Annotated in this window: 27 protein-coding genes and 1 tRNA gene; 14 read left to right on the top strand and 14 right to left on the bottom strand. The window is 63.8% G+C overall.

Annotated elements, in window-relative coordinates:
• The first annotated feature begins 99 nt into the window (after window positions 1-99).
• Window positions 100-402 carry a BolA family protein gene (locus NKJ12_RS19000; RefSeq protein ID WP_352687354.1) on the top strand — a complete coding sequence of 101 codons (303 nt, stop codon included), beginning with the start codon at window positions 100-102 and terminating at the stop codon, window positions 400-402.
• Window position 403: 1 nt separating this feature from the next.
• On the opposite strand, the gene NKJ12_RS18995 is transcribed toward NKJ12_RS19000, so the two are convergent.
• From NKJ12_RS18995 to NKJ12_RS18980, 4 genes are read right to left on the bottom strand one after another with little or no spacing between them, the layout of a single operon-like run.
• Window positions 404-1,210 (bottom strand): alpha/beta hydrolase, encoded by an 807-nt coding sequence (locus tag NKJ12_RS18995; protein WP_352505068.1) that lies wholly within the window; start codon window positions 1,208-1,210, stop codon window positions 404-406.
• Between the two features lie 40 nt (window positions 1,211-1,250).
• A complete protein-coding gene (locus NKJ12_RS18990; RefSeq protein WP_352704362.1) occupies window positions 1,251-2,147 on the bottom strand; it encodes an HlyC/CorC family transporter in 897 nt (298 codons plus the stop codon).
• Window positions 2,144-3,286 carry a 3-dehydroquinate synthase gene (aroB, locus tag NKJ12_RS18985; RefSeq protein ID WP_352704360.1) on the bottom strand — a complete coding sequence of 381 codons (1,143 nt, stop codon included), beginning with the start codon at window positions 3,284-3,286 and terminating at the stop codon, window positions 2,144-2,146. The genes NKJ12_RS18990 and aroB overlap by 4 nt, the downstream gene beginning before the upstream one ends.
• Window positions 3,283-3,885, bottom strand: a complete 603-nt coding sequence (locus NKJ12_RS18980; RefSeq protein WP_352616101.1) for a shikimate kinase — start codon at window positions 3,883-3,885, stop codon at window positions 3,283-3,285. Before NKJ12_RS18980 ends, aroB begins: the two co-directional genes overlap by 4 nt.
• A 158-nt stretch (window positions 3,886-4,043) precedes the next feature.
• On the opposite strand from NKJ12_RS18980, the gene NKJ12_RS18975 reads away from it, so the two are divergent.
• The 5 genes from NKJ12_RS18975 to NKJ12_RS18955 all read left to right on the top strand — a co-directional run bounded on the left by NKJ12_RS18975 (window position 4,044) and on the right by NKJ12_RS18955 (window position 7,959).
• Window positions 4,044-4,193 carry a hypothetical protein gene (locus NKJ12_RS18975; protein ID WP_023677884.1) on the top strand — a complete coding sequence of 50 codons (150 nt, stop codon included), beginning with the start codon at window positions 4,044-4,046 and terminating at the stop codon, window positions 4,191-4,193.
• On the top strand, window positions 4,190-5,098 hold the full coding sequence (locus NKJ12_RS18970) for a site-specific tyrosine recombinase XerD (protein WP_352704358.1): 909 nt from the start codon (window positions 4,190-4,192) through the stop codon (window positions 5,096-5,098). Before NKJ12_RS18975 ends, NKJ12_RS18970 begins: the two co-directional genes overlap by 4 nt.
• Window positions 5,099-5,197: 99 nt before the next feature.
• Window positions 5,198-6,148 carry an acetyl-CoA carboxylase carboxyltransferase subunit alpha gene (locus tag NKJ12_RS18965; protein ID WP_254816618.1) on the top strand — a complete coding sequence of 317 codons (951 nt, stop codon included), beginning with the start codon at window positions 5,198-5,200 and terminating at the stop codon, window positions 6,146-6,148.
• 210 nt (window positions 6,149-6,358) lie between these two features.
• Window positions 6,359-7,684, top strand: a complete 1,326-nt coding sequence (locus tag NKJ12_RS18960; RefSeq protein WP_352505155.1) for a L,D-transpeptidase family protein — start codon at window positions 6,359-6,361, stop codon at window positions 7,682-7,684.
• A 5-nt stretch (window positions 7,685-7,689) separates the two neighbouring features.
• Complete coding sequence (locus NKJ12_RS18955; protein ID WP_352505063.1) at window positions 7,690-7,959, top strand: sulfurtransferase TusA family protein; 270 nt, start codon at window positions 7,690-7,692, stop codon at window positions 7,957-7,959.
• Window positions 7,960-8,126: 167 nt separating this feature from the next.
• Here NKJ12_RS18955 and NKJ12_RS18950 read toward each other — a convergent pair whose 3' ends face one another.
• A complete protein-coding gene (locus NKJ12_RS18950) occupies window positions 8,127-9,281 on the bottom strand; it encodes a CobW family GTP-binding protein (protein ID WP_352505062.1) in 1,155 nt (384 codons plus the stop codon).
• A gap of 4 nt (window positions 9,282-9,285) precedes the next feature.
• Entirely contained in the window at window positions 9,286-10,464 is a 1,179-nt protein-coding gene (locus tag NKJ12_RS18945) for a D-alanyl-D-alanine carboxypeptidase family protein (RefSeq protein ID WP_352505154.1), read from the bottom strand.
• A 270-nt stretch (window positions 10,465-10,734) separates the two neighbouring features.
• Between NKJ12_RS18945 and NKJ12_RS18940 the strand changes: the two genes are divergently transcribed.
• Complete coding sequence (locus NKJ12_RS18940) at window positions 10,735-11,898, top strand: M20 aminoacylase family protein (protein ID WP_352505061.1); 1,164 nt, start codon at window positions 10,735-10,737, stop codon at window positions 11,896-11,898.
• Window positions 11,899-11,913: 15 nt separating this feature from the next.
• On the opposite strand, the gene NKJ12_RS18935 is transcribed toward NKJ12_RS18940, so the two are convergent.
• The 3 genes from NKJ12_RS18935 to NKJ12_RS18925 form a co-directional block, all read right to left on the bottom strand.
• Window positions 11,914-12,204, bottom strand: a complete 291-nt coding sequence (locus NKJ12_RS18935; protein ID WP_352505060.1) for a hypothetical protein — start codon at window positions 12,202-12,204, stop codon at window positions 11,914-11,916.
• 120 nt (window positions 12,205-12,324) lie between these two features.
• Complete coding sequence (locus NKJ12_RS18930; RefSeq protein ID WP_352574899.1) at window positions 12,325-12,855, bottom strand: hypothetical protein; 531 nt, start codon at window positions 12,853-12,855, stop codon at window positions 12,325-12,327.
• 121 nt (window positions 12,856-12,976) lie between these two features.
• Entirely contained in the window at window positions 12,977-13,303 is a 327-nt protein-coding gene (locus tag NKJ12_RS18925) for a DUF1330 domain-containing protein (protein WP_023677873.1), read from the bottom strand.
• Window positions 13,304-13,477: 174 nt separating this feature from the next.
• On the opposite strand from NKJ12_RS18925, the gene NKJ12_RS18920 reads away from it, so the two are divergent.
• Together NKJ12_RS18920 and NKJ12_RS18915 are read left to right on the top strand one after the other, a co-directional pair.
• Window positions 13,478-14,170, top strand: coding sequence for a winged helix-turn-helix transcriptional regulator (locus NKJ12_RS18920; RefSeq protein ID WP_352505059.1), 693 nt, complete (start codon window positions 13,478-13,480; stop codon window positions 14,168-14,170).
• A 47-nt stretch (window positions 14,171-14,217) separates the two neighbouring features.
• Window positions 14,218-14,294: transfer RNA gene (locus tag NKJ12_RS18915), tRNA-Arg, on the top strand.
• 316 nt (window positions 14,295-14,610) lie between these two features.
• Here NKJ12_RS18915 and NKJ12_RS18910 read toward each other — a convergent pair.
• Window positions 14,611-15,033 carry a RidA family protein gene (locus tag NKJ12_RS18910; RefSeq protein WP_352687352.1) on the bottom strand — a complete coding sequence of 141 codons (423 nt, stop codon included), beginning with the start codon at window positions 15,031-15,033 and terminating at the stop codon, window positions 14,611-14,613.
• Between the two features lie 109 nt (window positions 15,034-15,142).
• Window positions 15,143-15,991: an SDR family oxidoreductase gene (locus tag NKJ12_RS18905; protein WP_352649277.1), complete on the bottom strand. Its 849-nt coding sequence runs from the start codon at window positions 15,989-15,991 to the stop codon at window positions 15,143-15,145.
• 97 nt (window positions 15,992-16,088) lie between these two features.
• Between NKJ12_RS18905 and NKJ12_RS18900 the strand changes: the two genes are divergently transcribed.
• Window positions 16,089-16,991, top strand: coding sequence for a LysR family transcriptional regulator (locus NKJ12_RS18900; protein ID WP_352687351.1), 903 nt, complete (start codon window positions 16,089-16,091; stop codon window positions 16,989-16,991).
• A 190-nt stretch (window positions 16,992-17,181) separates the two neighbouring features.
• On the opposite strand, the gene NKJ12_RS18895 is transcribed toward NKJ12_RS18900, so the two are convergent.
• Both NKJ12_RS18895 and NKJ12_RS18890 read right to left on the bottom strand, forming a co-directional pair.
• Window positions 17,182-17,574, bottom strand: coding sequence for a VOC family protein (locus NKJ12_RS18895; RefSeq protein ID WP_352687349.1), 393 nt, complete (start codon window positions 17,572-17,574; stop codon window positions 17,182-17,184).
• On the bottom strand, window positions 17,558-17,734 hold the full coding sequence (locus NKJ12_RS18890) for a hypothetical protein (RefSeq protein WP_352687347.1): 177 nt from the start codon (window positions 17,732-17,734) through the stop codon (window positions 17,558-17,560). The genes NKJ12_RS18895 and NKJ12_RS18890 overlap by 17 nt, the downstream gene beginning before the upstream one ends.
• A gap of 51 nt (window positions 17,735-17,785) precedes the next feature.
• Between NKJ12_RS18890 and NKJ12_RS18885 the strand changes: the two genes are divergently transcribed.
• From NKJ12_RS18885 to NKJ12_RS18875, 3 genes are all read left to right on the top strand, one after another.
• A complete protein-coding gene (locus NKJ12_RS18885) occupies window positions 17,786-20,062 on the top strand; it encodes a hybrid sensor histidine kinase/response regulator (RefSeq protein WP_352687345.1) in 2,277 nt (758 codons plus the stop codon).
• A gap of 407 nt (window positions 20,063-20,469) precedes the next feature.
• Entirely contained in the window at window positions 20,470-22,215 is a 1,746-nt protein-coding gene (locus tag NKJ12_RS18880) for an adenylate/guanylate cyclase domain-containing protein (protein ID WP_352687343.1), read from the top strand.
• A gap of 448 nt (window positions 22,216-22,663) precedes the next feature.
• Window positions 22,664-23,245 (top strand): dienelactone hydrolase family protein, encoded by a 582-nt coding sequence (locus tag NKJ12_RS18875; RefSeq protein WP_352704356.1) that lies wholly within the window; start codon window positions 22,664-22,666, stop codon window positions 23,243-23,245.
• A 322-nt stretch (window positions 23,246-23,567) separates the two neighbouring features.
• Here NKJ12_RS18875 and NKJ12_RS18870 read toward each other — a convergent pair whose 3' ends face one another.
• The gene (locus NKJ12_RS18870; protein ID WP_352704354.1) at window positions 23,568-24,503 is read right to left on the bottom strand and encodes an alpha/beta fold hydrolase; all 936 of its coding nucleotides are present in this window, start codon (window positions 24,501-24,503) and stop codon (window positions 23,568-23,570) included.
• A gap of 142 nt (window positions 24,504-24,645) precedes the next feature.
• Here NKJ12_RS18870 and NKJ12_RS18865 point away from each other — a divergent pair, with 142 nt between their 5' ends.
• Window positions 24,646-25,692 (top strand): hypothetical protein, encoded by a 1,047-nt coding sequence (locus NKJ12_RS18865; protein ID WP_352704352.1) that lies wholly within the window; start codon window positions 24,646-24,648, stop codon window positions 25,690-25,692.

The raw sequence follows: 25,692 nt of genomic DNA, 5'->3' as shown, positions 1-25,692 counted from the left end.
ACATTTTCGCGATGATCGCCCTAACCGCTGAATCGCGGCATAAAACCGGCGAATGGCGAATTTTGTGCGATGACATAGATGTGGTGAAGGGAAGCGACGATGTCCATACAGGCAACGATGGAAGATAAGCTGAAAAAGGCGTTTTCGCCGGAACGGCTGGACGTCATCAACGAAAGCCATCTCCATGCCGGTCATCATCACGCGGATTCCGGCCATCACGCTGCCTTCGACGGCGCCGGCGAGACGCATTTCCGCATCCGCATCGTCGCGCCAGCCTTTGCCGGCATGAGCCGCGTCGAGCGTCACCGCGCCGTCAACGATCTGCTGGCCGAGGAGTTGAAGTCCGGCGTGCATGCCCTGGCGATCGAGCCGGCGGCGCCCGGCGAAAAGACCCGCTGGTAGATCAGCCGACGCTCGACCTCAAGAAGGCCATCACCGCTGTGGTCAATGCATCGCCTTCGGTGCCGAAGTCGCGATTGATCGACATGTGCGAATAGGCGCTGCCGTCGAACAGCGTGACCCTGGTTCCGGTGGCGCGCAGACGCCCGGCGAAGGCCTCCGCGTCCGCCGCGCGGGCTTTCGCCCGTGAATGGGCGATGAAGGTCGGCGGGTGCTTGCGGCCTTCCACATAGGTGACAGGCGACAGCGCGCGCCACTGCGCCGGATCGGGAAAGGCGCGGGCATAGACCCCTGCCATGCCGCCGCTCCTGGCCAATGCCTCCAGGTCGTAAGCCCTGGTGTCGTCGAGGACCAGCGCCGCGACCCCGGGCAGGCCGCCGCGCAGGCCGGTCAATGCGACGAGATGGCAGCCGGCCGAATGGCCCATCGCGACGATCCGGTCCGGATCGCCGCCATGCCTGGCGATGTTGGCGCGGACGTAGCGATAGGCCAGTTCGACATCCGCCGCCTGGGTGGCGACGTCGGCCTCGGGCAGCATCCGGTAGTCGATCGAGACGAAGCAGAAGCCATTGTCGAGCAGGAATTGCGGCTTGGCATTGACGTTGCCGCGACTGCCGACCCGCCAGGCGCCGCCATGGACGAAGAAGACGACCGGCAGGCCGCTTGCGCCGTCGCGGGAATAGATGTCGAGCTTGGCCGGCCCATAGTCGAAGGTTTCGGGCGACGGCGAACGCAGCCGCAATGCCGCCGCCTGCCCCGGCAACAGCGCCGCCATCGACACCAGAAGCAGGCTTCGCCGATCGATTGTCATAGACTCCTGACCGCCCACAGGTGCCGCAAGATGCGCGCTGTCATTCGCCAAGCATTACCGGCTTGATCCTCAGCCGCGCGATTCGGTTCTTGTCGCGCTTCATGACGACGAAGCGCTTGCCGTGAAACGTAAAGGCCTGCTTTTCGTCCGGGATCGACTGCGCCTCGTGGATAACGAGGCCGGCAATGGTGGTGGCTTCCTCGTCCGGCAGGTGCCAGTCGAGCGCCCGGTTCAGGTCGCGGATCGGCACCGTGCCGTCGACGACGACGGAGCCGTCGGCCTCCTGCTTGACGCCCTGGATGTCGATGTCGTGCTCGTCGGCGATCTCGCCGACGATCTCCTCGATGATGTCCTCCAGCGTCACCAGCCCTTCGACCTCGCCATATTCGTCGACGACGATGGCGAAATGCGCCTTGCGGCGCAGGAAGGCATTGAGCTGCTCCTGAAGCGTCGTGGTGTCGGGCACGAACCACGGTTTCGACGCGATCTTCATCACGTCGATCCTGGAAAAATCGTTGCCGACCTCGTTCAGCGCGCGCAGCAGATCCTTCGCGTGCAGCACGCCGACAATGTTGTCGAGCGAACCCTTCCACAACGGCATGCGGGTGTGCGGGCTCTGCAGGATCTCGCGCACCACCGCTTCGGGCGGGTCGTCGGCGTTGACGGAGCGCATATTGGTGCGGTGGACCATGACGTCCGACACTTCGAGCTCCTCGAGGTCGAACAGGCCGCCGATGCGGGCGCGGTCCTCGCGCACCACCTGGCCGTCGCGGCGGAAATCGTCGACGGCGCCGCGCAGTTCCTCGCGCGCAGAGCGCTGCGGCTCCATGCGTTGCAGCTCGTAGCCGAAGGCGGCAAGCAGGCGCCGGCGCAAGACGAAGCCCAGCACGCCGAGGCCGGCGAGCACGGCAGCCGCGATCCAGCCAGCCTGGCTCATCCCGGCCGGCTTTCCTGCCGACCCGGATGGTTCTCCCGGAGGAACGCCAGCACTTCCGAGGCCGGCACATCTCTGGCGATGAAGGCATGGCCGACGCCGCGCGTCAGGATGAAGGTCAGCGCGCCGCGCGACACCTTCTTGTCCTGGGTGATGAAGGAGAACAGCGTCTCGGCGTCGGGCAGTTCGCCTGGAATGTCGGCCATTCGCCAGGGCAGACCGGCGGCGCGAAGATGCGCCTCGACACGCGCAGCGTCGTCGGGGCTCGCCAAATTGAGCCTTGACGAAAAGCGGTGCGCCAGCGCCATGCCGATGGCGACGCCCTCGCCATGCACGAGCCTTGCGCCGTCATAGCCGGTTGCCGCCTCCAGCGCATGACCGAAGGTGTGGCCGAGATTGAGCAACGCGCGGTCGCCGGTCTCGAACTCGTCGCGGGCAACGACGTCGGCCTTGGCACGACAGGCCTCGGCGATGGCCGCAGCCCGCTCCGGCCCGCCGGCAAACACTTGACGCCAGTTTTCTTCCAGCCAGGCGAAAAACTCGGGCCGGTCGATCAGCCCATATTTGGCCAGTTCGGCATAGCCGGCGCGAAACTCGCGGATCGGCAGCGTGTCGAGCACTTCGGTGTCGGCCAGCACCAGCTTCGGCTGGTGGAACACCCCGACCAGGTTCTTGCCGCGCTTGCTGTTGATGCCGGTCTTGCCGCCGACGGAGGAATCGACCTGCGCCAGCAGCGAGGTCGGAACCTGCACAAAGTTCATGCCGCGCCGCGCGATGCCGGCGGCGAAGCCGGCCAGGTCGCCGATGACGCCGCCGCCGAGCGCGATGACGACATCGCCGCGCTCCAGCTTGGCGGCCAGCACGCCGTCGACCACCTCTTCGAGATGCGCAAAGCTCTTGGTCTTTTCGCCTGGCGGCAGCGTGATGACGGCATGTTGGATGCCACCGCTTGCCAGGCCGGCCGCAAGCGCTGCGAGATGCGCCCTAGCGACGTTTTCGTCGGTGACGACCGCCGCCCGCGTCCCCGGCAGACGGCGCGAGATCTCGGCGCCGGCGCGTGACAGCAGGCCGGGGCCGATCAAGATATCGTAGGCACGCTCGCCAAGCCCGACTTCGACAGTGACCGTTGCATCAGCGCTCACGACCGCACCTCGTCGATGTCGGCAACGCCGAGATGGCCGCGCAGCGCGTCCACCACTTCAGCGGCAATGATCTCCTTGCGGTCGTCGCGGGTCGGCACGACGACATCGGCCGCGGCATAAACCGGGTAGCGTTCCGCCATCAGCCGTTCAAGCACGGCGCGCGGATCGGCGCTTTTCAGCAGCGGCCGGTTCTGTTTCTTGGAAACGCGCTCCATCAACAGGTCGATCTCGGCCTTCAGCCAAACCGAAACGCCATGGCTGGCGATCGCCTCGCGCGTCTGCGCGTTCATGAAGGCACCGCCGCCGGTCGACAGCACCTGCGGCCCGTGCTCCAGCACACGCAGGATGACGCGCTGCTCCAGTGCCCGGAACTCCGCCTCGCCATAGCGCTCGAACAGGTCCGGGACGCTCATGCGCGAGACGCTTTCGATCTCCTGGTCGCTGTCGATGAAGGGCAGTGCCAGCATCGCCGCCACCTTGCGGCCGATCGCCGTCTTGCCGGCGCCCATCAGCCCGACAAAGACGATGGAACGGCCGCCCAGCCGGCCGAGCAGCGCGGCATGGCTCTCGCCCGGAGGATTTGCTGGTAGCGCGTTCATGCTTCTAGGGCCTCTTTGGCGGCGTATCGACATCAAAAGCCTGTTTGCGTCAAGCGCGGCGCAACCGGGACTATGGGCTTCACCCTTGAATTGGCCGGATTGGCGTCTCATAAGGGCACAGGGTTGGAAATGCAGAATAAGACGACGGGCGAAAATTAATGCCAACACTGTTTCGCTTTGTCGTGACGCTCGCGATTCTGGCCGGCATTGTCTATGGCGCGATGTTCGCCCTGGTCATGTTCGTCGAGCCGAGGAAGGCGGAAATGAGCGTGCGCATCCCTCCGGAAAAGCTCAATCCCAAAAAATGAACAGCGCCGCTCGCATCGAAGCCTTCCTGGAGATGATGAGCGCCGAGCGCGGCGCCGCCGAAAACACGCTTTCCTCCTATCGCCGCGACCTCGAAGACGCTTCCGCCGGGATCGGCGGTGGGCTTGCCGCTGCCACCAGCGCCGACATCCGTGCCTATCTCGACGACATCGCCGCGCGCGGCTTTGCCGCCACCTCGCAGGCGCGCAAATTGTCGGCGATCCGGCAGTTCTTCAAGTTTCTCTATGCCGAGGGCCTGCGCGGCGACGATCCGACCGGCACGCTGGACAGCCCGAGGAAGGGCCGGCCGCTGCCGAAGACGATGAGCGAAGCCGATACCGGCCGGCTGCTCGACCGCGCCGCGCAGGAGGCCTCCATGCATGGCGCCGACAGGCTGGCGGCGCTGCGCCTGCACGCGCTGGTCGAGGTGCTATACGCCACCGGCTTGCGCGTTTCGGAGCTGGTCGGCCTTCCTGTGACGGTGGCGCAGCGCGACGACCGCTTCTTCATGGTGCGCGGCAAGGGCAACAAGGAGCGCATGGTGCCGCTGTCGGCCAAGGCGCGCACCGCGATGCGGACCTGGCTTGCCGCACGGGCGGCGGTGCCGGCTCTTGCCGACAGCCCGTTCCTGTTTCCGGCCGCCGCCGACAGCGGCTATCTCTCGAGACAGGTCTTTGCCCGCGAGCTGAAAGCGCTTGCCGCACGGGCCGGCATTGCCGCGGCGAAGATATCGCCGCATGTGCTGCGGCATGCTTTCGCCAGCCATCTGCTGCAGAACGGCGCCGATCTCAGGGCCGTGCAGCAGCTGCTTGGCCACGCCGATATTTCAACGACGCAGATCTACACGCATGTGCTGGAGGAGCGGCTGATGCGTCTGGTCAACGATCATCATCCGCTTGCCGACTAGGCGTCATGTCGCTATGTGAGAACGACGTTCCACCGCGCCCAGCCTGCATTTTCAGGCTTGCGTCAGTCATTGCCTTCCGACTTGCCGGTCCGCCCAAGAATGTACAATTACCTCGATTTCGAAAAGCCTGTACAGGATCTCGAAGGCAAGATCCTCGAGCTGAAGAAGCTTGCCGAGAACGGCGAGGCGGTCGATGTCGGCGATGAGATCGCCCGGCTCGAGAAGCGCTCGCGCGATGCGCTGCGCGACGCCTACAAGGCGCTGACGCCGTGGCAGAAGGTGCAGGTGGCGCGCCATCCGGACAGGCCGCACTGCATCGACTACATCAAGGGACTGCTTACCGATTTCACGCCGCTCGCCGGCGACCGCAACTTCGGCGAGGACCAGGCGATCGTCGGCGGCTTCGCCCGCTTCCGTGGCGAGCCGGTGGCGATCATCGGCCAGGAGAAGGGTTCCGACACGGCAAGCCGGCTGAAGCATAATTTCGGCTCGGTGCGGCCGGAGGGCTACCGCAAGGCGGTGCGGCTGATGGAACTCGCCGACCGTTTCCAAATCCCGTTGCTGACGCTGGTCGATACTGCCGGCGCCTATCCCGGCGTCAACGCCGAAGAGCGCGGCCAGGCGGAGGCCATCGCCCGCTCGACTTCGGCCTGCCTTGGCCTGAAGGTGCCGTCGATCTCGGTGGTGATCGGCGAAGGCGGCTCGGGCGGCGCCATAGCGATCGCCACCGCCAACCGCGTCTACATGCTCGAACACGCCATCTATTCGGTGATCTCCCCGGAGGGCGCCGCCTCGATCCTGTGGCGCGACACCACGCGATCCAGGGATGCGGCGACCAATATGAAGATCACGGCGCAGGATCTGCTGGAGCTGAAGATCATCGACGCCATCATCGCGGAGCCGCTCGGCGGTGCCCATCGCGCCCCCGAAACGGTGATCGCCGCCACCGGCGACCTCATCGCCAGGACGATGAAGGAATTCTCCGGCGCCAACACCGACTTCCGCGAGCATCGCCGCGAGAAATACCTGGCGATGGGCCGCAATCTGTAACCAACCCAGGCACGCGGCCTGAAATGTGGCGGCGCGAACCAGTTTCGCCACAAAAATGCCGCTGCATTCGGCTCAGTGGGCTTGCCGTAAGGGGACGCGCCGCATGCTTGCGGTAAGGAATTTTCAAGGTTAACGGGCTTAGAGTCCGTCAGTGGTCGGTTTAGCAGCTGCGGCATCCGCGGCGCAGAAATGAAGACGATAGCCATATCCATGTTTGCCAAGCTTGCCCGCACCGGAGTTCTGATCGCTGCGATCGGCGTCGCCGGCTGCAATGACGCTTCGATGAAGGATTTTGCGCCGCAAGCCAACAAGCCGCTGCCGGACAAGATCCTGGCCGAAATGAAAGCCAAGGGCATGGTCCGCACCTCCTCGGTGATGGCCCGCATCTTCAAGGAAGAAGGCAAGCTCGAAATCTGGAAGGCCAAGACCAACGGCCGCTACGACTTGGTCGCGAGCTACGACATCTGCAAATGGTCGGGCAAGCTCGGCCCGAAATTCACCGAAGGCGATCGCCAGGCGCCGGAAGGCTTTTACACGGTCCGCCCGGCACAGATGAACCCGCGGTCGAATTACCACCTGTCCTTCAATATCGGCTACCCCAACGCCTATGACCGTGCCAATGGCCGCACCGGTTCCAACCTGATGGTCCATGGCGCCTGCTCGTCGTCCGGCTGCTATTCGATGACCGACGCGCAGATCGAGCAGATTTACGCTTTCGGCCGCGACGCCTTCCAGGGCGGCCAGACCGAGTTCCAGATCCAGGCTTTTCCGTTCCGCATGACCGCCGCCAACATGGCGCGCTATCGCAACGACCCGAACTACGAATTCTGGAAGATGCTGAAGGTCGGCTACGACAATTTCGAGGTCACCAAGGTGCCGCCGAAAGTCGACGTCTGCGAGAAGCGCTACGTCTTCAACCAGGTTGCGGCCGACGGCTCGACCTTCAATCCGACCGGCGCTTGCCCTGCGACCACCCAGCCCGATTCGCTGAAGAGCGCCATCAACGCCTATCAAAGCACCTATGAGGCGGCCTTCAACGGCGCCGTCAAGGCCAGCGTGCCGGCACCCAAGCCGACCATCGCCGGGATCAAGGAAGCCAGCATCGTTTCCGACTGGTCGAAGCGGCGTGCCCGCGGCGAACGCGTTCCGATCGAGCCGCCCTCGCTCAACCCGGACGGCACGGTGGCCGAAACGGCGCGCATGGGCCGCATCGATTCGCCGGCGGGCCGCAAGATGGCGGCCCTCGACGCCGAAAAGGCTGCCAAGCAGAAGGCCGAGGAACAGCGGCTTGCCGCGATAGAAGCGGCGAAGGCAGCGAAAGCGGCAGCCAAGGCACAGGCCTTGGCCGAGAAGGAAGCTGCCAAAGCCCAGGCGCTCGCCGAAAAGGAAGCTGCCAAGACCGCCGCAGAGATGCCTGTCGCCACTGCCACCGTAGCGCCATCGGACGCCGCCCCGGCAGTCGAAACGCAGGCTGCGGACGCCGAAAGCACGGCGACAAGGTTGAAGAAAAAGCTGCTCGGCATGTTTGGCGGCTGAACTTCATGCTTGAACAAGAAGATGGGGGCCAAGAAGAGAGGCCCTCAACCAGCCCCGCCGCCGTCTACGACCTCAAAGGCCTGAACTGCCCGTTGCCCGTGCTCAAGGCAAAAAAGCGCCTGGCCACAATGCAGCCGGGCAGCCGCCTGTGGCTCGAAACCACCGACCCCCTCGCCGTCATCGACATTCCCGCCTTCTGCGCCGAGAGCGGCCATCGGCTGGTCGAGACAACGGCGATGTCAGCCGGCCACCGCTTCCTGGTCGAGCGCGGCTGAGCGCGTGATCTCCCCCCTCGAGGGGGAGATGTCGCCGAAGGCGACAGAGGGGGTTGCCTCGGCTGGCGCGACGCCATGTACGACCAAAGAGAAAGTTGGCGCTTCACGCGCGGCAACCCCCTCTGGCCTGCCGGCCATCTCCCCCTCGAGGGGGGAGATCAGCCGCTTCACCGCCCGGCGATGGCCAGCGGATTGCTCTCCAGTGCCGCCCGGTCCGGCGTGTCGATCGACGGCTGGTTGGTGAAGGCGGCGAACAGCCGGCGGACATAGTCTTCCGGCATGTCGAGCGTGATCAGCACCAGCCTGGTGCCGCGCTGGCTGTCCGGCCAGGCCGGCAGTTGCACCGGCGGATGCAGGATCTTCTGCACGCCATGGATAACCAGCGGCCGCGACGGGTCTTCTGCAAGCTCGATGACGCCCTTCATCCGCAACAGGCGCTCGCCATGCGCCGAGCGCAGCAGATCGAGGAACATCTCGATTGCCGAAAACGGCACCGGCCCGTCGTGAACCAACGAATGCGAACGCACGCGGGAATCGTGCCTATGGCCATGACCATGATCATGGTGATGGTGATCGCCACCGTCATGCCCGTCGTCATGATGCCCGTCGTCATCATGCCCGCTGTGGTCATGCCGGCTATGGTCATGGTCGTCGCCGGCTTCTTCGCCCAGCCAACGCTGCACATCGACGGATTTGGTGGCCGGATTGTAGAGGCCGCAATCGAACAGAGTCGCGGCGCTTGCCTGACTCGCGTCGAGCACCACGGCGCCCGGGTTGAGCTGCCTGAGCCGCGCCCGCAACGCCTCGACATCGCCTGCATCCGTGGCCAGGTCGGCCTTGCTGAGCACGATACGGTCGGCGACCGCCACCTGCTTCACCGCCTCGACATGGGCATCGAGCGCCGCATTGCCGTTGACGGCGTCGACCAGGGTGATGACGCCGTCGAGCCGGAAGGCCTGGACCAGGGCCGGATGCGCCATGATCGACTGCAGCACGGGGGCGGGATCGGCGAGCCCGGTGGTCTCGACGACGACGCGGGCAAGCCGGTCGATGCGGCCGGTCTGCAGGCGGTCGACGAGGTCAGCCAGCGTGTCGACCAGCTCGCCCCGCACCGTGCAGCAGAGACAGCCGTCGGAGAGCTGGATGATGCCGTCGGAGGCCTGCTCGACCAGGAGATGGTCGATCGCCACCTCGCCGAACTCGTTGATGATGACGGCGGTGTCGGCGAGCGCGGGATCCCGCAGCAGCCGGTTGAGCAGCGTCGTCTTGCCGGCACCGAGAAAGCCGGTGAGCACCGAAACGGGGATCGGGAAGCCGGCCATGCGGCTAGTTCAGCGCCTTGGCCGGCTGCTGGACCTGCGCGGCGGTGGCGGATCCGGCCACAACTGGCTCGGCGCCGGCCGGCGGCGCCCGGTCCGGCCGCCATGTCGGCAGCGGCACGTCGGCATATTCCTGCCCGGAGGCGTCGAGCATCGCCTTCGGCTTCGGTCCCGTGGCGCCGCCAAGGCCGACGGCGATCAGCGTCGGTACATGGTCGAGCTTTTCCTGATAGGGCGATTTCGGCACGTCCTTGCCCTTGTCGCCGACGGCGGGTGCGGTTTCCGACTGCTCATCGACCGGCTTCTTCTTGCAGATTTCGTCATTCATGTCGTTGGCCGACATGGTGTCGCCATAGGCGGGCAGCGCCGCTACCGTCAGCCAGCTCGGCGCCGGCGTTGCAAAGCCCTGGTCGAGCAATTTTGCCGCCGCCTCGGCGCGGGTGACGGCCGATTGCTCGCCGAGCACCACGGCGACCAGGGTGCGGCCGTTGCGGGTCGCCGAGCCGACCATGTTGAACCCGGACGAGCAGACGAAACCCGTCTTCATGCCGTCGGCACCCGGATAGCGGCCGATCAGCAGGTTGTAGTTGGAGATCGCCTTCTTGCCGACGGCAAGGCCTTCGATCGAGAACCAGGGGGCATATTGCGGAAATTCCTTGCGAATCGCCATCACCAGCAAAGCGAGATCGCGCGCTGTCGTATACTGGTCCGGCGAATAGAGCCCGTTCGGATTGACGAAATGGGACCCGCTCATGCCGAGCCTCTGCGCTTCGGCGTTCATGCGTTCGGCGAAAGCCGCTTGCGAACCGCCGATATTCTCGCCGACCGCCATGGCGATATCGTTGGCCGATTTGACCAGCATCATCTTCAGCGCATTGTCCAACCGCATCACCGAGCCCGGCTTGAAGCCCATCTTGCTCGGCGGCTCGCCGGCGGAATGTTTCGTCACCTTGATCGGCGAATCGAGCTGGACCTCACCCGCGGCAATCGCACGAAACGCCACATAGGCGGTCATCAGCTTTGTCAGCGAAGCCGGGTACCAGCGCCTGAACGCCTCCTGGTGCTGCAGGATCTTGCCGCTGTTCAGGTCGAACAGGATTGTCGGATTGGCCAAGGCAGGCCCGGCCAGCGACGCAAGCGCCACCGTGCCCGCCACCAACAGTTTGAGGAAATGCCTGTAGCGCATCATGAAAACCGAAATAGCCTCTTGCCGCAGTCCCACCTGGCTCCGTAAGATTTCGTTACACGATCGCCAGGATAATGGTCCGGCCCTCTGTTCCCGGACCACAGTCGCGGTGCTATTTACTCTATGTGACGTCAACATGGCAAAGTGCTGCCGATCACAATGTGGAAGCAGCAGCACAATGCAAAGCAGCGTGCATGGTTGCAAGGCAACAGGCACAATTGCAAAGCAGCAGGCCAAGACCGCCTGCTCCAACAGCGAAATGGAACCATCATGCCGATCCTGAACCGAGCCGCCGAAATGCAGGACGAGGTGGCCGGCTGGCGCCGCCATTTGCACCAGACGCCGGAGCTGAATTTCGACGTCTTCAAGACCGCCACTTTCGTCACCGAGAAGCTGAAGGCTTTCGGCTGCGACGACATCGTGACGGGTTTGGGCAAGACCGGCGTCGTCGGCATCATCCGCGGCCGCCACGGCGAAGGCTCGACCATCGGCCTGCGCGCCGACATGGATGCCCTGCCGCTCAACGAGATCACCGGCAAATCCTATGCCTCGACCGTCCCCGGCAAGATGCACGCCTGCGGTCATGACGGCCACACCGCGATGCTGTTGGGTGCCGCCAAATACCTCGCCGAAACGCGCAATTTCGCCGGCTCCGTCGCGGTCATCTTCCAGCCGGCCGAAGAGGGCGGCGGCGGCGGCAACGAGATGGTCAAGGACGGTATGATGGAGCGCTTCGGTATCTCCAAGGTTTTCGGCATGCACAACATGCCGGGCCTGCCGGTCGGCCAGTTCGCCATCAGGCCGGGCCCGATCATGGCGGCGACCGCCGAATTCACCATCACCGTCAAGGGCCGGGGCGGCCACGCGGCGATGCCGCACGGCACCATCGATCCGATCGTCATCACCAGCCAACTCGTCGGCGCATTGCAGACGATCGCCTCGCGCAGCACCGATCCGGTCGAGGCGGTGGTCGTCTCGGTGACGAAATTCCACGCCGGCGATGCCTATAACGTCATTCCCGAGACCGCCGAGATCGCCGGCACCGTACGCACGCTGAAGAAGGAGGTCGCCAAGAAGGCCGAAGAGCGCATCCGCGCGCTTTGCCAAGGCCTGGGCGCTGCCTTCGGCGCGACAATCGAGGTTGATTACAATGCCAATTACCCGGTCACCTTCAACCATCCGGAAGAGACGGTCTTTGCCAGCGACATCGCGGCCGACGTCGCCGGCGACAGCTATGTGCACCGCGCGATCCAGCCGGTGATGGGCGGCGAGGATTTCTCCTACATGCTTGAAGCGCGGCCGGGCGCCTTCATCTTCATCGGCAATGGCGATACCGCCGGCCTGCACAACCCAGCCTACGACTTCAACGACGAGGTCATCCCGCACGGCATGAGCTATTGGGTGAAGCTGGCGGAAACAGCGCTGGCGGCGTAGCCGTTCGGCATTGGCTTACGGCCCGCTCTTCGGATCCTCGACCTCCAGCGCTTCCATGACCGGCGCCAGCTCGTTGTCGTCGGCGGGTTGCGGTTCTTCGCCTGTCCTCGCCTTCTTCAGGGCTGCCTCGATCGCCTCCTGGATATTGCCGAGTTCGTCTTCGCGAACCTCGTGGCCATAGCCGGCAGCGTCGGCGTCCTGCTCGAATTGCTGCGCCAGAACGGCGACGCTCACCTCGCTCTCGGCAGGCAAATTGCCGACATTCTCCTGCAGCCACGTTTGAAAGAACTCTTTGGTGGCGCTCATGCGGTGTCTCCTTCGGGACACTAAAGCGCGCCGGCGTCCCGAAAGTTCCGCTATCCCGACCTCTTTGGGGCCTGCTCCCACATTCGGCCAGGCGGCGTTGGCGCCGCCTGGCTCGGCTGCTTACTGGCTGACAGCAGTCGTCGGTTCGCACGACACGTTCGGGTTCATATCCGCGAACGCGCCGGTCGGGTTGCCCTTCCAGGCCCAGACATGCAGCTCATAGAACGGACCGAGGCCATAGCGATTGGGCGCGCTGTTGAAGTTGAACAGATGCCCATCGAGCGAGGCCGGGCCTTTCGAGGTGATGTATTCGACCGCGATCAGTTTTAGCGTGCCGTCGGCCATCGGCTCGTACATCACCGCTTCCGGCTTGGCGACATCGACAGCGTCGTCCTTGAGGTAGCCGGGATTGACGTAGTGGATGCCCATGGCGCCGCCGGTGATGCCGCTGGCGCAGGGGATCGGCGCATAGCCCTCGGCGGTCGCCGCCGCCACATTCTCGAAGCGGCTGTTGGCGGCGCGTACCTTGTCGGCCAGCGGATTGGGACCGGACGCGGGCGCTGCCTGATGCGCCTGCGCCAACGCAGTGCAGGCCGACAGCAGCGCCGCGGCAGCGAGAAGTCTATTGCGAAAGTTGATTGTCATAGTCATTCCATTCTTCTTGAAAAGCACAGCCCGGCTGGCCGCCGGAGGTAAGGAGGTCCGGCAGGTGGGCGCTGTGGCTGTTGTTGCTGGGAGATCCCTATCCCGATGCGACGAATGCAGGGGAAGATCATCCCTTCGGCAGATACGGGATCGTCCCAGCCAGATCGGAGTTGTCGATCAGCTGGAAACGGCTGTCGCTGCCGCCCTGACGGGCCGAAACGAACGGTGCGTAGGCAGGATCGTCGGTGAAGGCGCGCGCCGCTGCCTCGGTCGGGAACGCCATCAAGGCAATCAGCGTCGTGTCGAGCGGCTTGCCTTCGAGTGTCTTCACATTGCCGCTGCGCGACAGATATCTGCCGCCGTGCTTGTGAACGAGGTCGTGGACCGACGCGGCATAGGCCGGCATCCACTTCGGGTCCCTCACCTTGATGTCTGCGATAACGTAAGCGGTCATGGGTCATGTCTCCTGGTCGTGCACAGGGGTATCCCGTGCAGCGGCAGAGGGGTCGCACGGCAAGGGTCGCGCCAGCCAGTCCGCGATCTGTACTGGTGTGGTACAGTTTCTGTACTCGCCGCGTCGCTGGGAAAGGCCTATGGTTCCGGCGGAGTTTGAGGGGAAGGCAACATCGTGACCCAGTCCGGATACAAACAGTTCTGCCCGTTATCGATGGCCGCGGAGGTGCTGTGCACCCGCTGGACCATGGTTCTGCTTCGCGAATTGGTGGCGGGCTCGACCCGTTTCAACGATCTGCGCCGCGGCGTCCCCAAAATGTCGCCGACCCTTCTGTCGCAACGCCTCAAGGAGCTCGAGCTGGCCGGGATCGTCGAGCGCAAGGAGGTGCGCGGCGAGAAAGGCATCTTCGAATACCGGATGACCGAGGCAGGCAAGGATCTGCGTTCCGTTGTCGAGGCGATGGGCTTTTGGGGGCAGAAATGGGTCGAGTCGCGGTTGTCGCTGAAGAACCTCGATCCGTCGCTGCTGATGTGGGACATGCGGCGCAACCTCAATGCGTCGCCGCTGCCCGATGGCCGCACGGTGATACAATTTCTGTACCAGGAGCTCCCCGCCTCGAAACGGTCGTGGTGGCTGATCGTCGAGAAGCACGGCGAGGTCGACCTCTGCTGGTACGACCCGGGCTTCGATGTCGATCTCTACGTCTCGACCGACCTGCACACCATGACCGAAATCTGGATGGGACTGATCACCGTCGAGAAGGCCGGGCCGAAAGTCATCTTGACTGGCGACCAGGATATCGCGCGCAAAATGCAGACCTGGCTCGGCCTGAGTCCGTTCGCGGTGGAGCCGAAGCGAGCGGCCTAACTGCCTCTTGGCGAAACGATCCGAAGCGGTTATGTGTCGGGCCGCGTGGTCCCGTAGCTCAGTAGGATAGAGCGGCAGATTCCTAATCTGTAGGTCACAGGTTCGATTCCTGTCGGGATCACCAAAGTTTTCAATAACTTAGTGAATTGGTGCCGTACTTTTTTGCCAATTGGTACGGCACCTCGTCTATGGCACGAGCGGCGAGGGTTATTGGACCTCTGAGAAAGTTGATTGGATTGTCTACTGTTCGCACGAAGGGACGATCACGCTTGGCGGGTCAATAACAGCAATCGCCCCATCAAAACTCCCTTGCGGCTGATTGGAGTTAACGTCCGCTCCGGGTTGGGAGTTGAATGGCAGCTATCCTTGAACCAGCTCCTTTGACCGGACGGTCTGAAATCGGCCCAAATCGCCGATGCAGAAAATTGCAGGGTGAACGATCATCCCTTGTCCGCTGGCTGACCGCTTGTCGTCAAAGGGATGCGGGCGATGACCTTGATCTCGAAATCGAAACCCGCGAGCCAATTGACGCCCACTGCCGTCCAGTTCGGGTAGGGAGGTGCGCCGATCTCTTCCGCGCGGACAGCCAGCACCGTTTCGATCTGTTCGTCCGGGTTGGTGTGGAAGGTGGTGACGTCGACAACGTCATCGAAGCTACACCCGGCGGCGGCCAAGACCTCACGCATATTGGCGAAGGCCCGCCGAACCTGATCCTCGAATACGGGCTCAGGCGAGCCGTCCTCACGGCTCCCGACCTGACCCGACACGAAGAGAAGATCGCCAGAGCGAATGGCCGCGGAATATCGATGAATATCGTATAACGCGTGGCGTTTGGCCGGGAAAATGGCGTCACGTGCAGGCATTTCGTATTCCTTTCTGTCTTAATAACGGCGCCGGGCCGGAGCCTGGGGCATCAACGGGCGGAGCTGCATGCCGGTGGCCTGCGGCTCTGGATCGGCGGCACAGGTTGGGTCACAGCCGCGCCAGCTCCTCGTCGGTGAAATCCGCCGCAACCGCGATGTCCTTCTGCCGGTCGAGCTCCTCGATGCGCCCGCCGAGTGCCTTGCGGATGCCGGCATAGGCCTCGGCACCAAGCACCAGCCGTTTCGGGAGTGGACCATCCTGATCGGCAAGCCGGATCATTGCGTCCGTCATGCGGTCGGGGTCGCCCTTGATCACCCATGAGACACCCAGCGCCTCGCGGATCTGACCGGCGGGTGTTCCCTCATAGGCCGCGAGCGGCTTGGTCCGCGCGAGATTGCCGCCGAACCCGGTCCGCGCCGGCCCAGGTTCCACAAGGCTGAATTCGATGCCGAAGGGAGCAGCCTCCTGCGCCACGGACTCGACGAATCCCTCGATACCCCACTTGGTCGCGTGATAGAGGCTGAAAGCCGGATAGGCGATCTGGCCTCCCTCGCTCGATACCTGTAAAATCCGGCCGCCACCCTGGCTGCGCAGATGCGGCACCGCCGCCCGGATGAGTGCGATCGAGCCGATGAGATTGGTGTCGATGATGTCCCGGACCTGCACATCGCCAGCCTCTTCAGCCGCGCCGAGGAGGCCATAGCCAGCATTGCTGACGACGAGGTCGATCCGAGCGGATGCCGCGAAGGCGCGGTCGACCGCGGCGCGGACCGAGCTCTGGTCCTTGAGGTCCATTGCGACGATGCGGAGCCGTTCGGGGTAACTTGCACGCAGGTCGGGAAGTGCGTCCTCGCTGCGGCTGGCACCGACGACGCGGTCTCCCCTGATCAGGGCCTTCTCCGCCAGCAGCCGGCCTAGACCAGAAGACACACCCGTTATGAGCCAGGTCTTTTCCATTTCTCATTTCTCCAATTGATCCAGGCGGGAGATAGGGCAGTCGCATTGCGCGCATTAGCCGTTGAAATCGGCATGGGATAATGCAAAATCCCCATCAATGCCCCGCCCGTCGCTCAACGATCTCACCGCCTTCGTCACCGTTGCCACACATCGCAGCTTCCGCCGCGCAGCGGACGAGATCGGCACGGCACCTTCCACATTGAGCCATGCGATGCGTGCGCTCGAGGAACGCATGGGCGTGCGACTTCTGAACCGCACCACACGCAGCGTCTCGCCGACAGAAGCCGGGTTCCGGTTGCTCGACCGTCTTCAGCCGGCGCTCGCCTCGCTGGACGAGGCGCTCGACAGCGTCGCGGGGTTCCGGGGCAATGTCGCGGGCACGGTCCGCATCAACGCACCGCGATTGGTGGCCGGGCTTCTCGTTCGCCGGGTCCTTCCGCAGGTGGCGGAGCGCCATCCGGACGTGACCGTGGACATCGTCGTCGAGGGGCAGCTCATCGATATCGTGTCCAGCGGGTTCGATGCCGGCGTACGCCTCATCACATCAATTCCCAAAGACATGATCGCCGTGCCGTTTGCACGCGCGTTGACGTTCATCTGTATCGCGTCGCCCGCCTATCTCGATCGCTTCGGGGAGCCGGGAACGCCCGAGGAATTGCAACGCCACCATTGCATCGGCCACCGTATGCCCAGCGGCAAGCTCTATCGATGGGAGTTCGAACGCGCAGGCCAGGAACTGGTGATCGGGGCAAACGGCCCCATCGTCCTTGATGACGAGGAACTGATGGTCGAAGCTGCAATAGGGGGTCTGGGCATCGCCTATGTGGCGGATTGGGCCGCCGAAGCGGCGTTGTCCGATGGCCGGCTGCGCAAGGTCCTGACCGCGTGGACGCCAGCACCGGAAGAAGTTGCGGTCTACTACCCCGGACATCGAGCCGTACCGCCCGCACTGCGAGCTTTTCTCGACGTAGTCAAAGACCTGCGGAAGAAAGAACCTTAACTGGATCACAAACGACGCCCTCGCGCGGAACAGCCGCTCTGCGGACAAAGCTAACCTCGCCACCGGTTCCTTGGCCATACGCGTCTGAAGTTAGTCCGTGTGTCTGAGCTGGGCTGTGTGGGCGCCTACCCACTGTGTAAGACATGGCGCAGGAAAAGGACGCCTTTGACGCTAACTCCTTGGCCGATAATCAGGCGGTGACTGGCTGCATCAGTTCGAAGATGTTGCCCCAAGGATCGGAGAAGAACGCGATGCGGCTGCTGATCGCCGGAACATCGAATGGCTCATGCACGATTTTCACGCTACGGCGCTTCAACTCGGCAACGGCCTTGTCGACGTCGTCCAGGCGAAGGCAAAGGTGATGCCACCCCGACAGGCCGAGGCTGGCGCCAAGATCCGCGTATACGGGGCGCTCGGCAGCGCCGGGGCCTGCCAGAAGTTCAAGGCGGAAGCCGTCATCCACTGCCGGCGAAAGAAAGACGAAGGTCATATCGTCGCCAGACGGTACGGTATCCACGACGCTGAAATCCAGCTTTTCGGTGTACCACGAGATCGCGGCATCGCGGTCAGGCGCTCGGAGCAAAGAAGGGTCGCATCAGGTCATAGCGCGAACGGCAGGTTTCGAAACGCGCCATGAGGGTCAGCAAATGGCGCTCCTGTCCTGCTGGTGCAAGCGTTTCCCCACCCCGCACCGTACTGCGGTCGGATTCAGGCATCTTGCCGGAACTCACGATAATCGTCATCCTTGCCGGCCCGACGGCCAGCGTACCGACCGGTCGTCACGGAGCCCGCCCTTGCAAGAAGACGATGACGGAAACGCATTCCAACAGGCGATCCTCGCTTCGGTGGTTCGCTCATCGCTCGACTGCGTGATCGTCACGGACGAAGCCGGATTGGTTGTGGAATTCAACGCGGCGGCCGAGGCGACCTTCGGCTATTCGCGCGCTGAAGCGGTCGGCAGACAGATCTCGGAGCTCATCGTCCCGCCGCATCTGCGCAAGGCGCACGCAAACGGGCTTGCCGCCTATCTTGCGGGTGGCGCCCCGCGGTTGCTCGGGCGTCGCACAGAGCAGACTGCCATGCGAGCGAACGGCACCGAGTTTCCGGTGGAACTCACGATCACCGAAGCCCGGAGCGGCAAACGTCGTTTCTTCACGGCGAGCTTGCGCGACCTGTCGCAGCGCCACGCTGCCGACGCAGCTCTGCGAGCCAGCGAAGCCCGCTTGGCGGCATTCATGAAGCATGCTCCCGTAGGCATGTACCTGAAGGATACCGACGGACGCTATCTGGTCGCCAATCCGGAAATGGGAAAGGTCTTCGGCCGGCCAGCCGAGAGCGCGATCGGACTAAGCGCGGCCGACATTTTCGGGCCGCAGGAGGCCGCGATGATCGCGGAAAACGATCGCCGCGTGCTGGAATCGGGACAGGCGATTGCAATCGAGGAATTTCTAAGCAACGCGGTCGATTATGCCTGGAGCCTTGTCGTTCGCTTTCCCGTGCTGTGGGCCGATCAGCAACAGGCGCGCATCGGCGGCTTCGATATCGACATCACCGAGCAGAAGCGCGCGGCCGAGCGCCTGCAGCAAAGCGAGCGGCGCTTCCGAGACCTCACTCACCACCATCCGGTTCCGGTCGTGTTCATAGACTCGCGAACGAGGCACCTGATTACCGCAAATCCCGCCTTCCGCGAGATCATGGGTATAGGCCCGCGTGACGAGGACCGCTTCCGCCAGCACCGCTGGTTCGCCACACGGGAAGACTATCGGCGCATCAGGGCCCTGTCACGTCAGCAGCCGCGCGCCGACGGCGTGGAGGCTCAACTTCGGCGGCTGGACGGCTCCGTGTTTCCCGTGTCGCTGAGTTGGCGCCACATCGAGATGGACGACCGACCGGTGATCGTCGGCAGCATTCTTGATCTCACCGCAACCAAGGCGGCTGAAGCCGAACTGGCGCGGTCGCGCGAGGCATTGGCGCAGAGTGAGCGGCTCAACGCACTTGGTTCGCTGCTTGCCGGCGTTTCGCACGAACTCAACAACCCCTTGGCGGTCGTCGTCGCGCAGGCCCAGTTGCTGGAAGAATTTCTAGCCGGAACCGCCCATGCACAGCGGGCCGGCAAGATCAGACTCGCCGCCGAGCGCTGCGCGCGCATCGTGAAGACTTTCCTGGCAATGGCGCGACAACGCCAGCCGGAGCGCCGCAGTACCGACGTCAACGATCTGATCCGCGCAGTTCTTGACATCGCCGGCTACGGTTTGCGCACGGCAGGCATCGAGGTGCAATGCCGGCTCGCCGAGGGCCTGCCGCCTTTGGAAGTCGACCCTGACCAGATGCATCAGGTGTTCTACAACCTGATCGTCAACGCGCAACACGCCCTGCAGGAGATACCGGCACCGCGGCGGATCGAGATCGAAACGTCGCTTGAAGGCAATGACCTCCAGATCGTGATCGCCGACAATGGCCCCGGTGTGCCCGCCGAGATCCGGAACCGCATTTTCGATCCGTTTTTTACCACCAAGGCTCAGGGCGCGGGCACCGGGATCGGGCTCGCTTTCTCGCTCGGCGTGGTGCAGTCGCACAATGGGCGGCTGACCCTGCTTGACCGTGCGGACGGCGCGCATTTCCGGTTGCTGTTGCCGGTGGAGGCCTGCACTTCGTCAGATTCAGTCGAAGGTGTTGCGGCTCACTCGGTCGCGGACATCGGCTGTACCGCCCTTGTGGTCGATGACGAACGGGAGGTTGGAGAAACGGTGGCAGAACTACTAGAGGCTGAAGGTTTTGCCGTCAGGATCGTCGAGGACGGTGCCGGCGCCAAGGCAGCGCTGATGAGTGCTGTTTTCGATGTGATCTTTTGCGATCTGCGGATGCCGAACATCGACGGCCCCGCCTTGTTCGACTGGGCCTGTCAGGCAACCCCGGGCATAGCGGAGCGATTCGTTTTCGTTACCGGCGACACGCTCGGCGGCGCTGCGGCGCGCTTCCTTGAACGGGCCGGTCGACCAGTTGTCGAGAAGCCATTTTCGCGCGACTCTATCCGCCGGGCACTAAGCTCGTTGGCAGACGTTCCGCGCTAGCCAACGACCTCAGCACCTCTAAGCGCGAACGTCTGGTGTGATGCCCGATGCGCGTTCGTAGGCATCTCGCTGTTACATCGCGGTGACAAAAACACCGCCACGGTGGCGTCAATCGGTTACCAAGGGCAGTAAATATCTCCGGCCTTCTGGGAGGAGTGGCGTGTCAGCGTCCCAGAGGCTGCGTGGGCGTATCGCCGGTTGGCTGTTAGCGCGGCGACTGGATCGCTCCACGCCTCGCAAGCGGGATAGCGAAATCTCGTGAAGGCAAAGTCGAGCTGCGTTTTCCGTTCTGTATCGGCGACCGGCGGCGACTGGGAGAGACGGATACCATGCACATGGGGCGTCTGGAAGGTGCCAGGACATGGACGCGGGGCGGCCCGCGCGCAGGCGCTTGGTCGAGCGGTGCAATGACCACGCAGCGCCACCTCGCAGCGATCATGGTTTGCGACGTGGTCGGCTATTCGCGCCTGACGGAGCGCGACGAGCGCGGCACGCTCGAGCGGCTGAAGGTCTACCGCAAGGACCTGCTCGAACCGCTGGTCTCTGAGCACCAGGGTCGGATCGTCAAGCTCACCGGCGACGGCATGCTGTGTGAATTCGCGAGCGTCGTCAACGCGGTGGCCTCGGCGATGGCGATCCAGCAGGCCCTGGCAGAACACGAGGCGGAGATGCCCGAGGAAGAGCGGATTCGCTTTCGCATCGGCGTCAATCTCGGCGACGTGGTCTGCGAGGAGGACGGCGACCTCTACGGCGACGGGGTCAATATCGCAGCCCGCCTCGACGGCATCGCCGACCCCGGCACCGTGGTCGTCTCAGGCACCGCCTACGACCACCTTCAGGGCAAGCTCGACTGCAGCTTCACGCCGCTCGGCAACCTGCGCCTCAAGAACATCGAGCGGCCTGTGCGCGCCTACCGCGTCGAGACCGACGCCGGCGCCTCGGTGGCTGCATCGCCTCCGCTGCCCGCGAAACCCTCGATCGCGGTTCTGCCTTTTACCAACATGAGCGGCGATCCCGACCAGGAATACTTCGCCGACGGGCTGGTGGAGGACATCATCACGGGATTGAGCCGGGTGAACTCCTTCTTCGTGATCGCCCGCAACTCGTCGTTCACCTACAAGGGCCGGGCGGTGGACCTGCGCCAGGTCGGGCGCGAGCTGGGCGTCCGCTACGTACTCGAAGGCAGCATCCGCAGAGCAGGATCGCGGGTGCGCATCAGTGGGCAGTTGGTGGACGCGATCAGCGGACACCATGTCTGGGCCGACCGCTTCGAGGGCGACGTGAGCGACATCTTCGACCTGCAGGACAAGGTTACCGAGAGCGTCGTCGGCGCTGTCGAACCGAGCATCCGGCTGCAGGAGATCAAGCAGGCGCGCATGAAGCCGACCGACTACATCGGTGCCTACGACCTCTACCTTCGTGCGCTGCCGCGCTTCTACAGCATGACGCGCGAAGGCTTCGCCGACGTGCGCCGGCTCACCAACGAGGCGCTCAGCATCGACCCAGACTTCACCCTGGCGAAGGCACTCGGTGCCTATATCCGCAGCCTGTCGGTGAGTCAGTGCTGGCACGAGCCCGACGATATCCGCGTCGCCGTGCGCATGGCCCGCGAGGTGCTGGCGGACGCGCGAGACGACCCGACAAGCTTGCGTTTCGCCGCGCAGGTGATCGCCTACAGCGCCAAGGATTACGAGACGGCGCTGGACACGATCGAACGGTCCCTGCTCCTCAACCCCAATTCGGCGCAGGGCCATACGGGCAGCGGCTGGGTGAACGCCCATTCCGGCCACCCCCTCGTCGCGATCGAGCACTTCCACAGGGCGATGCGGCTGAGCCCGGTCGACCCCGAGAAGGGCATCGCGCTCTCCGGCATCGGGATGAGCTACCTGATGCTCGAACGCTACGAGGAAGCGCTGGCTTGGGGAGAACGAGCGCTGCGCGAGATGCCGAATTACGGCTCCTCGCACCGGGTGGTGATCATGGCGCTGGTCAAACTCAACCGGCTGGACGAAGCGCAGGCGGCGGCGCGGCGGCTGATGGAGGCGTTCCCGACCTACACGCTCGGCCTGCAGAAGCAGATCAACCCGTGGCGGGACAAGGTGTTCGCCGAGCACTACGTCGAAGCGTTGGGTATTGCCGGCGTGCCGGAGTGATCGTCGCGGTTGCAAAGATGCCCGCTCCTGCGCGTCACGTCCGGCCAGGCGACGCGCCCCTTGATCCCGCGTCGCTTCAGGAAGGATAGTTCTCTGGCCGGCTTGTCGAGGACCGAGCGTGTAGAGCAGCTGTGAACAGCCGGCGAGCTCTCGTGGCACTTTCGTAGGATGGCGTTTCGTGGTGACCCCAAAATTGACCTTGGCGGAAATTCGAACCAAGACTACCGCCGCGGTGCGTCCGTCTGGCGGACGCAGGTAACGCCGGAAGCATTTTCGTCGCCGCCTATCTGTTGGTGTAGATCGGCCCTCGCGTCGTCACGCCGGGAAAAGACGATGCGCCGAGGCTTGTCATCATTTGGAAGTTCTTCGATGCACAGCGAAATCGCTTGCAGTTCTGCGAAGCGATTCGCAATTATCGCCGCAATCCACGTCCCACCTGGAGGCTCCCATGGCCGAGGTCCTGCTGTTCCACCACGCACAAGGGTTGACTCCCGGCGTGCGCGCGTTCGCTGACGACCTGCGGGCAGCCGGGCACACCGTGCATACGCCGGACCTGTTCGACGGACGCACATTCCAGAGTATTGACGAGGGTCTCGCCTACATCGGTGAGATCGGGTTCGACGACATGCGGGAGCGCGGCGTCGGCGTCGCCGGCGAACTGACGCCCGAGCTCGTTTACGCCGGATTCTCGTTCGGGGTACTGCCGGCGCAGAAGCTCACACAGACACGACCCGGTGCCTGCGGAACCCTGCTCTTCCACTCCTGTCTGCCGATTAGCGGCGAGTGGGCGTTCGGACCCTGGCCGGACGGCGTCCCGGTCCAGATCCACGGTATGGATAACGACCCGATATTCATCGGCGAGGGCGACATCGACGCCGCTCGCGAGATCGTGGAGAAGGTCGAGGACGCGGAGCTGTTCCTCTATCCCGGCGACCAGCACTACTTCGCCGACAGCTCGCTCCCGTCGTACGACGCTGCTGCCAGCGCACTGCTCACGCGCCGGGTGCTCGAGTTCCTGGACCGTGTCTGACCATGTCGGCGAGAGCCTTATTGAGGAGTATTGGCAGTTCTCGTCAAATCTCCATAGGGTCGAATTCGCGATCACCACCCGCGCGTTCGTTCCCTGGAGGGCTTCCGGACGCCGGCCCCGGCGCACGGCACCTCCCACGGCGGGCCGGCATCTCCTCAAGATCTGCCAAGGCATTTCCTCGAACAAGTGGCTACTTTGGGGTCTCGGTGCTGGTTGCCGTGAATGTCAGCTACAGGCAGCGTAATATGCTGATGAAGGTACAAATTCCTAATCTGTAGGTCACAGGTTCAATCCCTGTCGGGATCACCACGTTTTCAACAGGTTACCAGACGGTTGCATCGGTGCTCGGCTGTGAACGCGCGAGGAAGTCGCGCACCAACGCAAGCGCCTCATCGAAATGGGTTTCCAATAGCCAGTGGCCGGCGCCATCGAGGAGATGGAGCTCTGCTTGCGGCAAGTCGCGCTTGTAGGCGCGGGCCGATGCGGCCGGCATATAGCCATCCTCAGGACCCCAGACGATCAGTGTCGGTGGTTGCCGTTCGCGCAGATAAGCCTGGTATTTCGGGAACCAGTTGAGGTTCGCCTCCAGCTTCTCCATCAGGCCGACCGCGAGCCGCCGACGGGGCGGCGTGTCCATCAGAGGCCAATGGAGTTTCCACAGATCCGGTGGCACGCGCTCGGCCACGGCCTCGCCAACCTCACCGATGAACTCGTGCCGGAAGCCCTCCTCGCTCACCGCTTCTTCCAGCGGGCGATGCTTGTCGGGCGTCTTGTCGTTCCAATACGCCTTGATGGCTGCGTATTTCGGGCCGAGCACGTCTTCGTAGATGTCGCCGTTCTGGATGATAAGCGCGGCAATGCGCTCCGGATAGGCGATGGCGTGGCGCAATCCGATCTGCGAGCCGTAATCGTGCAGCCAGAGCGCATAGTGGGACAGGCCGAGCGTGTCCGCGAAAGCCGCCAAAAACCCGGCATAGGTCTCGAAATCGTAGCCGAATGCAGCCATGTCGGGCGTAGCGCTATAGCCGAAGCCAGGAAAGTCCGGGGCGAACGTATGCCAGCGATCAGCCAGTCCGGGCATCAGCCTTCGAAACTGATAGGAGGAACAGGGATAGCCGTGCGGCAGCAGAAGCACGGGAGCGTCGGCCGGCCCTTCCTCGCGAAAGAAGACAGTAATTCCGTCAACTCTGATTTGGCGGTGTCGCAACTTTGCCTCCTCGATTGAAAGGCTCCGAAAATGACTGGTAACCTCCCGCATCCCGTTGTGAGCGCCTGGACCCGAAACTCATGATCAGGTCGAGGGTTCCCGGTCGCGGCCGGTGGAAGCGACCAAGGAACCCCGCCGCCGATCAGATCGTTTGGCGATATCAGGCCAGATCAACCTGAGGCAGATATTCCGCATGCTCGCAATCGCATGGAGCCGAACATCGGCAAAGTCTGCCGTGGATACGGGGCTTGGCGCAATGCTGCGTGACGTCGATTATGTCCTGCAAAAACTCGACTGGATGCGCGCCGAAGGCATCTGGCCCAACGGCTTGCGATATCTGTGGACCGATGCATTCGGGGTCGTGCTCTACGTCTCGCTTTATACGGAACTTGGCGAAGAGCGCTGGCTGGACGAGGCCGAGCGGCTGGTGGTGGATGTCGAGCGTGTGCTCGGCCGCCGGCGCGGATTGAGGATCGGCGAAGCGGCCGATCGCGACGGCCAGTATTTCCACTATCTGGCGATGTGGCTGTTTGCCCTGGCGCGTCTCGGCGATCTGAAGGCGGAATACCGCGAACGCGGCATTGCGCTGGCGCGGGACATTCACCCGGCGTTTGTGGTCCCCGGCCGCGGCGTGATCTGGAAGATGCAGGAGGATTTGAGCGGTCCTTACCCCGGCTACGGCCTCGGCAGCATGGATGCCTATGACGGCTACGTCTCTTATCGCATGCTCGACGAAGAGGAACTGGCGCCCGAGATCGCGCAGATGCGTGACCTGATGGAGCGCGATTGGCGCACACTCGACGTCGACCAGGACCTCGGCCTCGGCATGATGCTGTGGCTCGCCCATTTCTTTCCCGACGAGCCGTGGGCCGAGGCCCAGACGAGGCGTTCGCTGCGAACCCTGGAAACGATGTGGGTCGACCCGCCCGGTTATTTCAGCCGCGCGCCATGGCTGCGCGATACCAAGTTCGCCTTCACCAATTACGGCGTATCGCTCGGCCTGCAAGCCGCCGGCATCTGGCCGGGGCGTGTCGATAGGCTGAATGCCTTCTTCGAGGACTGGCGCTCCGGCGACGAATACGACCGCGAGGCGATCACCTGGGTGATGGCCTGCACCTCGCGCCTTCCCGGTGCTTTTCTGACCCGGGGTGGCGGGACAATGACTGAAAGAAGCAACCAAGCTCGGGAACGTTCCCCTGCCGGCGCGGTTGTCGATGGAAGACGCAAGGAGCGCGGTTGA

This window comes from Mesorhizobium sp. M0195 (genome assembly GCF_040322115.1).
Classification (GTDB): Bacteria; Pseudomonadota; Alphaproteobacteria; order Rhizobiales; family Rhizobiaceae; genus Mesorhizobium.
The sequence above is the reverse complement of the archived record's forward strand: the minus strand, read 5'-3'. Positions and strand labels throughout refer to the sequence as shown.

Coding starts and splice junctions, on each gene's coding strand:
- NKJ12_RS18955 (WP_352505063.1), top strand. CDS start 7,690: ATGCTTGAACAAGAAGATGGGGGCCAAGAAGAGAGGCCCTCAACCAGC.
- NKJ12_RS18870 (WP_352704354.1), bottom strand. CDS start 24,503: ATGCGGGAGGTTACCAGTCATTTTCGGAGCCTTTCAATCGAGGAGGCA.
- NKJ12_RS18975 (WP_023677884.1), top strand. CDS start 4,044: ATGCCAACACTGTTTCGCTTTGTCGTGACGCTCGCGATTCTGGCCGGC.
- NKJ12_RS18880 (WP_352687343.1), top strand. CDS start 20,470: ATGACCACGCAGCGCCACCTCGCAGCGATCATGGTTTGCGACGTGGTC.
- NKJ12_RS18965 (WP_254816618.1), top strand. CDS start 5,198: ATGTACAATTACCTCGATTTCGAAAAGCCTGTACAGGATCTCGAAGGC.
- NKJ12_RS18995 (WP_352505068.1), bottom strand. CDS start 1,210: ATGACAATCGATCGGCGAAGCCTGCTTCTGGTGTCGATGGCGGCGCTG.
- NKJ12_RS18875 (WP_352704356.1), top strand. CDS start 22,664: ATGGCCGAGGTCCTGCTGTTCCACCACGCACAAGGGTTGACTCCCGGC.
- NKJ12_RS18950 (WP_352505062.1), bottom strand. CDS start 9,281: ATGGCCGGCTTCCCGATCCCCGTTTCGGTGCTCACCGGCTTTCTCGGT.
- NKJ12_RS18925 (WP_023677873.1), bottom strand. CDS start 13,303: ATGACCGCTTACGTTATCGCAGACATCAAGGTGAGGGACCCGAAGTGG.
- NKJ12_RS18970 (WP_352704358.1), top strand. CDS start 4,190: ATGAACAGCGCCGCTCGCATCGAAGCCTTCCTGGAGATGATGAGCGCC.
- NKJ12_RS18890 (WP_352687347.1), bottom strand. CDS start 17,734: ATGACGATTATCGTGAGTTCCGGCAAGATGCCTGAATCCGACCGCAGT.
- NKJ12_RS18960 (WP_352505155.1), top strand. CDS start 6,359: ATGTTTGCCAAGCTTGCCCGCACCGGAGTTCTGATCGCTGCGATCGGC.
- NKJ12_RS18910 (WP_352687352.1), bottom strand. CDS start 15,033: ATGCCTGCACGTGACGCCATTTTCCCGGCCAAACGCCACGCGTTATAC.
- NKJ12_RS18990 (WP_352704362.1), bottom strand. CDS start 2,147: ATGAGCCAGGCTGGCTGGATCGCGGCTGCCGTGCTCGCCGGCCTCGGC.
- NKJ12_RS18945 (WP_352505154.1), bottom strand. CDS start 10,464: ATGCGCTACAGGCATTTCCTCAAACTGTTGGTGGCGGGCACGGTGGCG.
- NKJ12_RS18940 (WP_352505061.1), top strand. CDS start 10,735: ATGCCGATCCTGAACCGAGCCGCCGAAATGCAGGACGAGGTGGCCGGC.
- NKJ12_RS18900 (WP_352687351.1), top strand. CDS start 16,089: ATGCCCCGCCCGTCGCTCAACGATCTCACCGCCTTCGTCACCGTTGCC.
- NKJ12_RS18935 (WP_352505060.1), bottom strand. CDS start 12,204: ATGAGCGCCACCAAAGAGTTCTTTCAAACGTGGCTGCAGGAGAATGTC.
- NKJ12_RS18930 (WP_352574899.1), bottom strand. CDS start 12,855: ATGACTATGACAATCAACTTTCGCAATAGACTTCTCGCTGCCGCGGCG.
- NKJ12_RS18865 (WP_352704352.1), top strand. CDS start 24,646: ATGCTCGCAATCGCATGGAGCCGAACATCGGCAAAGTCTGCCGTGGAT.
- NKJ12_RS18905 (WP_352649277.1), bottom strand. CDS start 15,991: ATGGAAAAGACCTGGCTCATAACGGGTGTGTCTTCTGGTCTAGGCCGG.
- NKJ12_RS19000 (WP_352687354.1), top strand. CDS start 100: ATGTCCATACAGGCAACGATGGAAGATAAGCTGAAAAAGGCGTTTTCG.
- NKJ12_RS18980 (WP_352616101.1), bottom strand. CDS start 3,885: ATGAACGCGCTACCAGCAAATCCTCCGGGCGAGAGCCATGCCGCGCTG.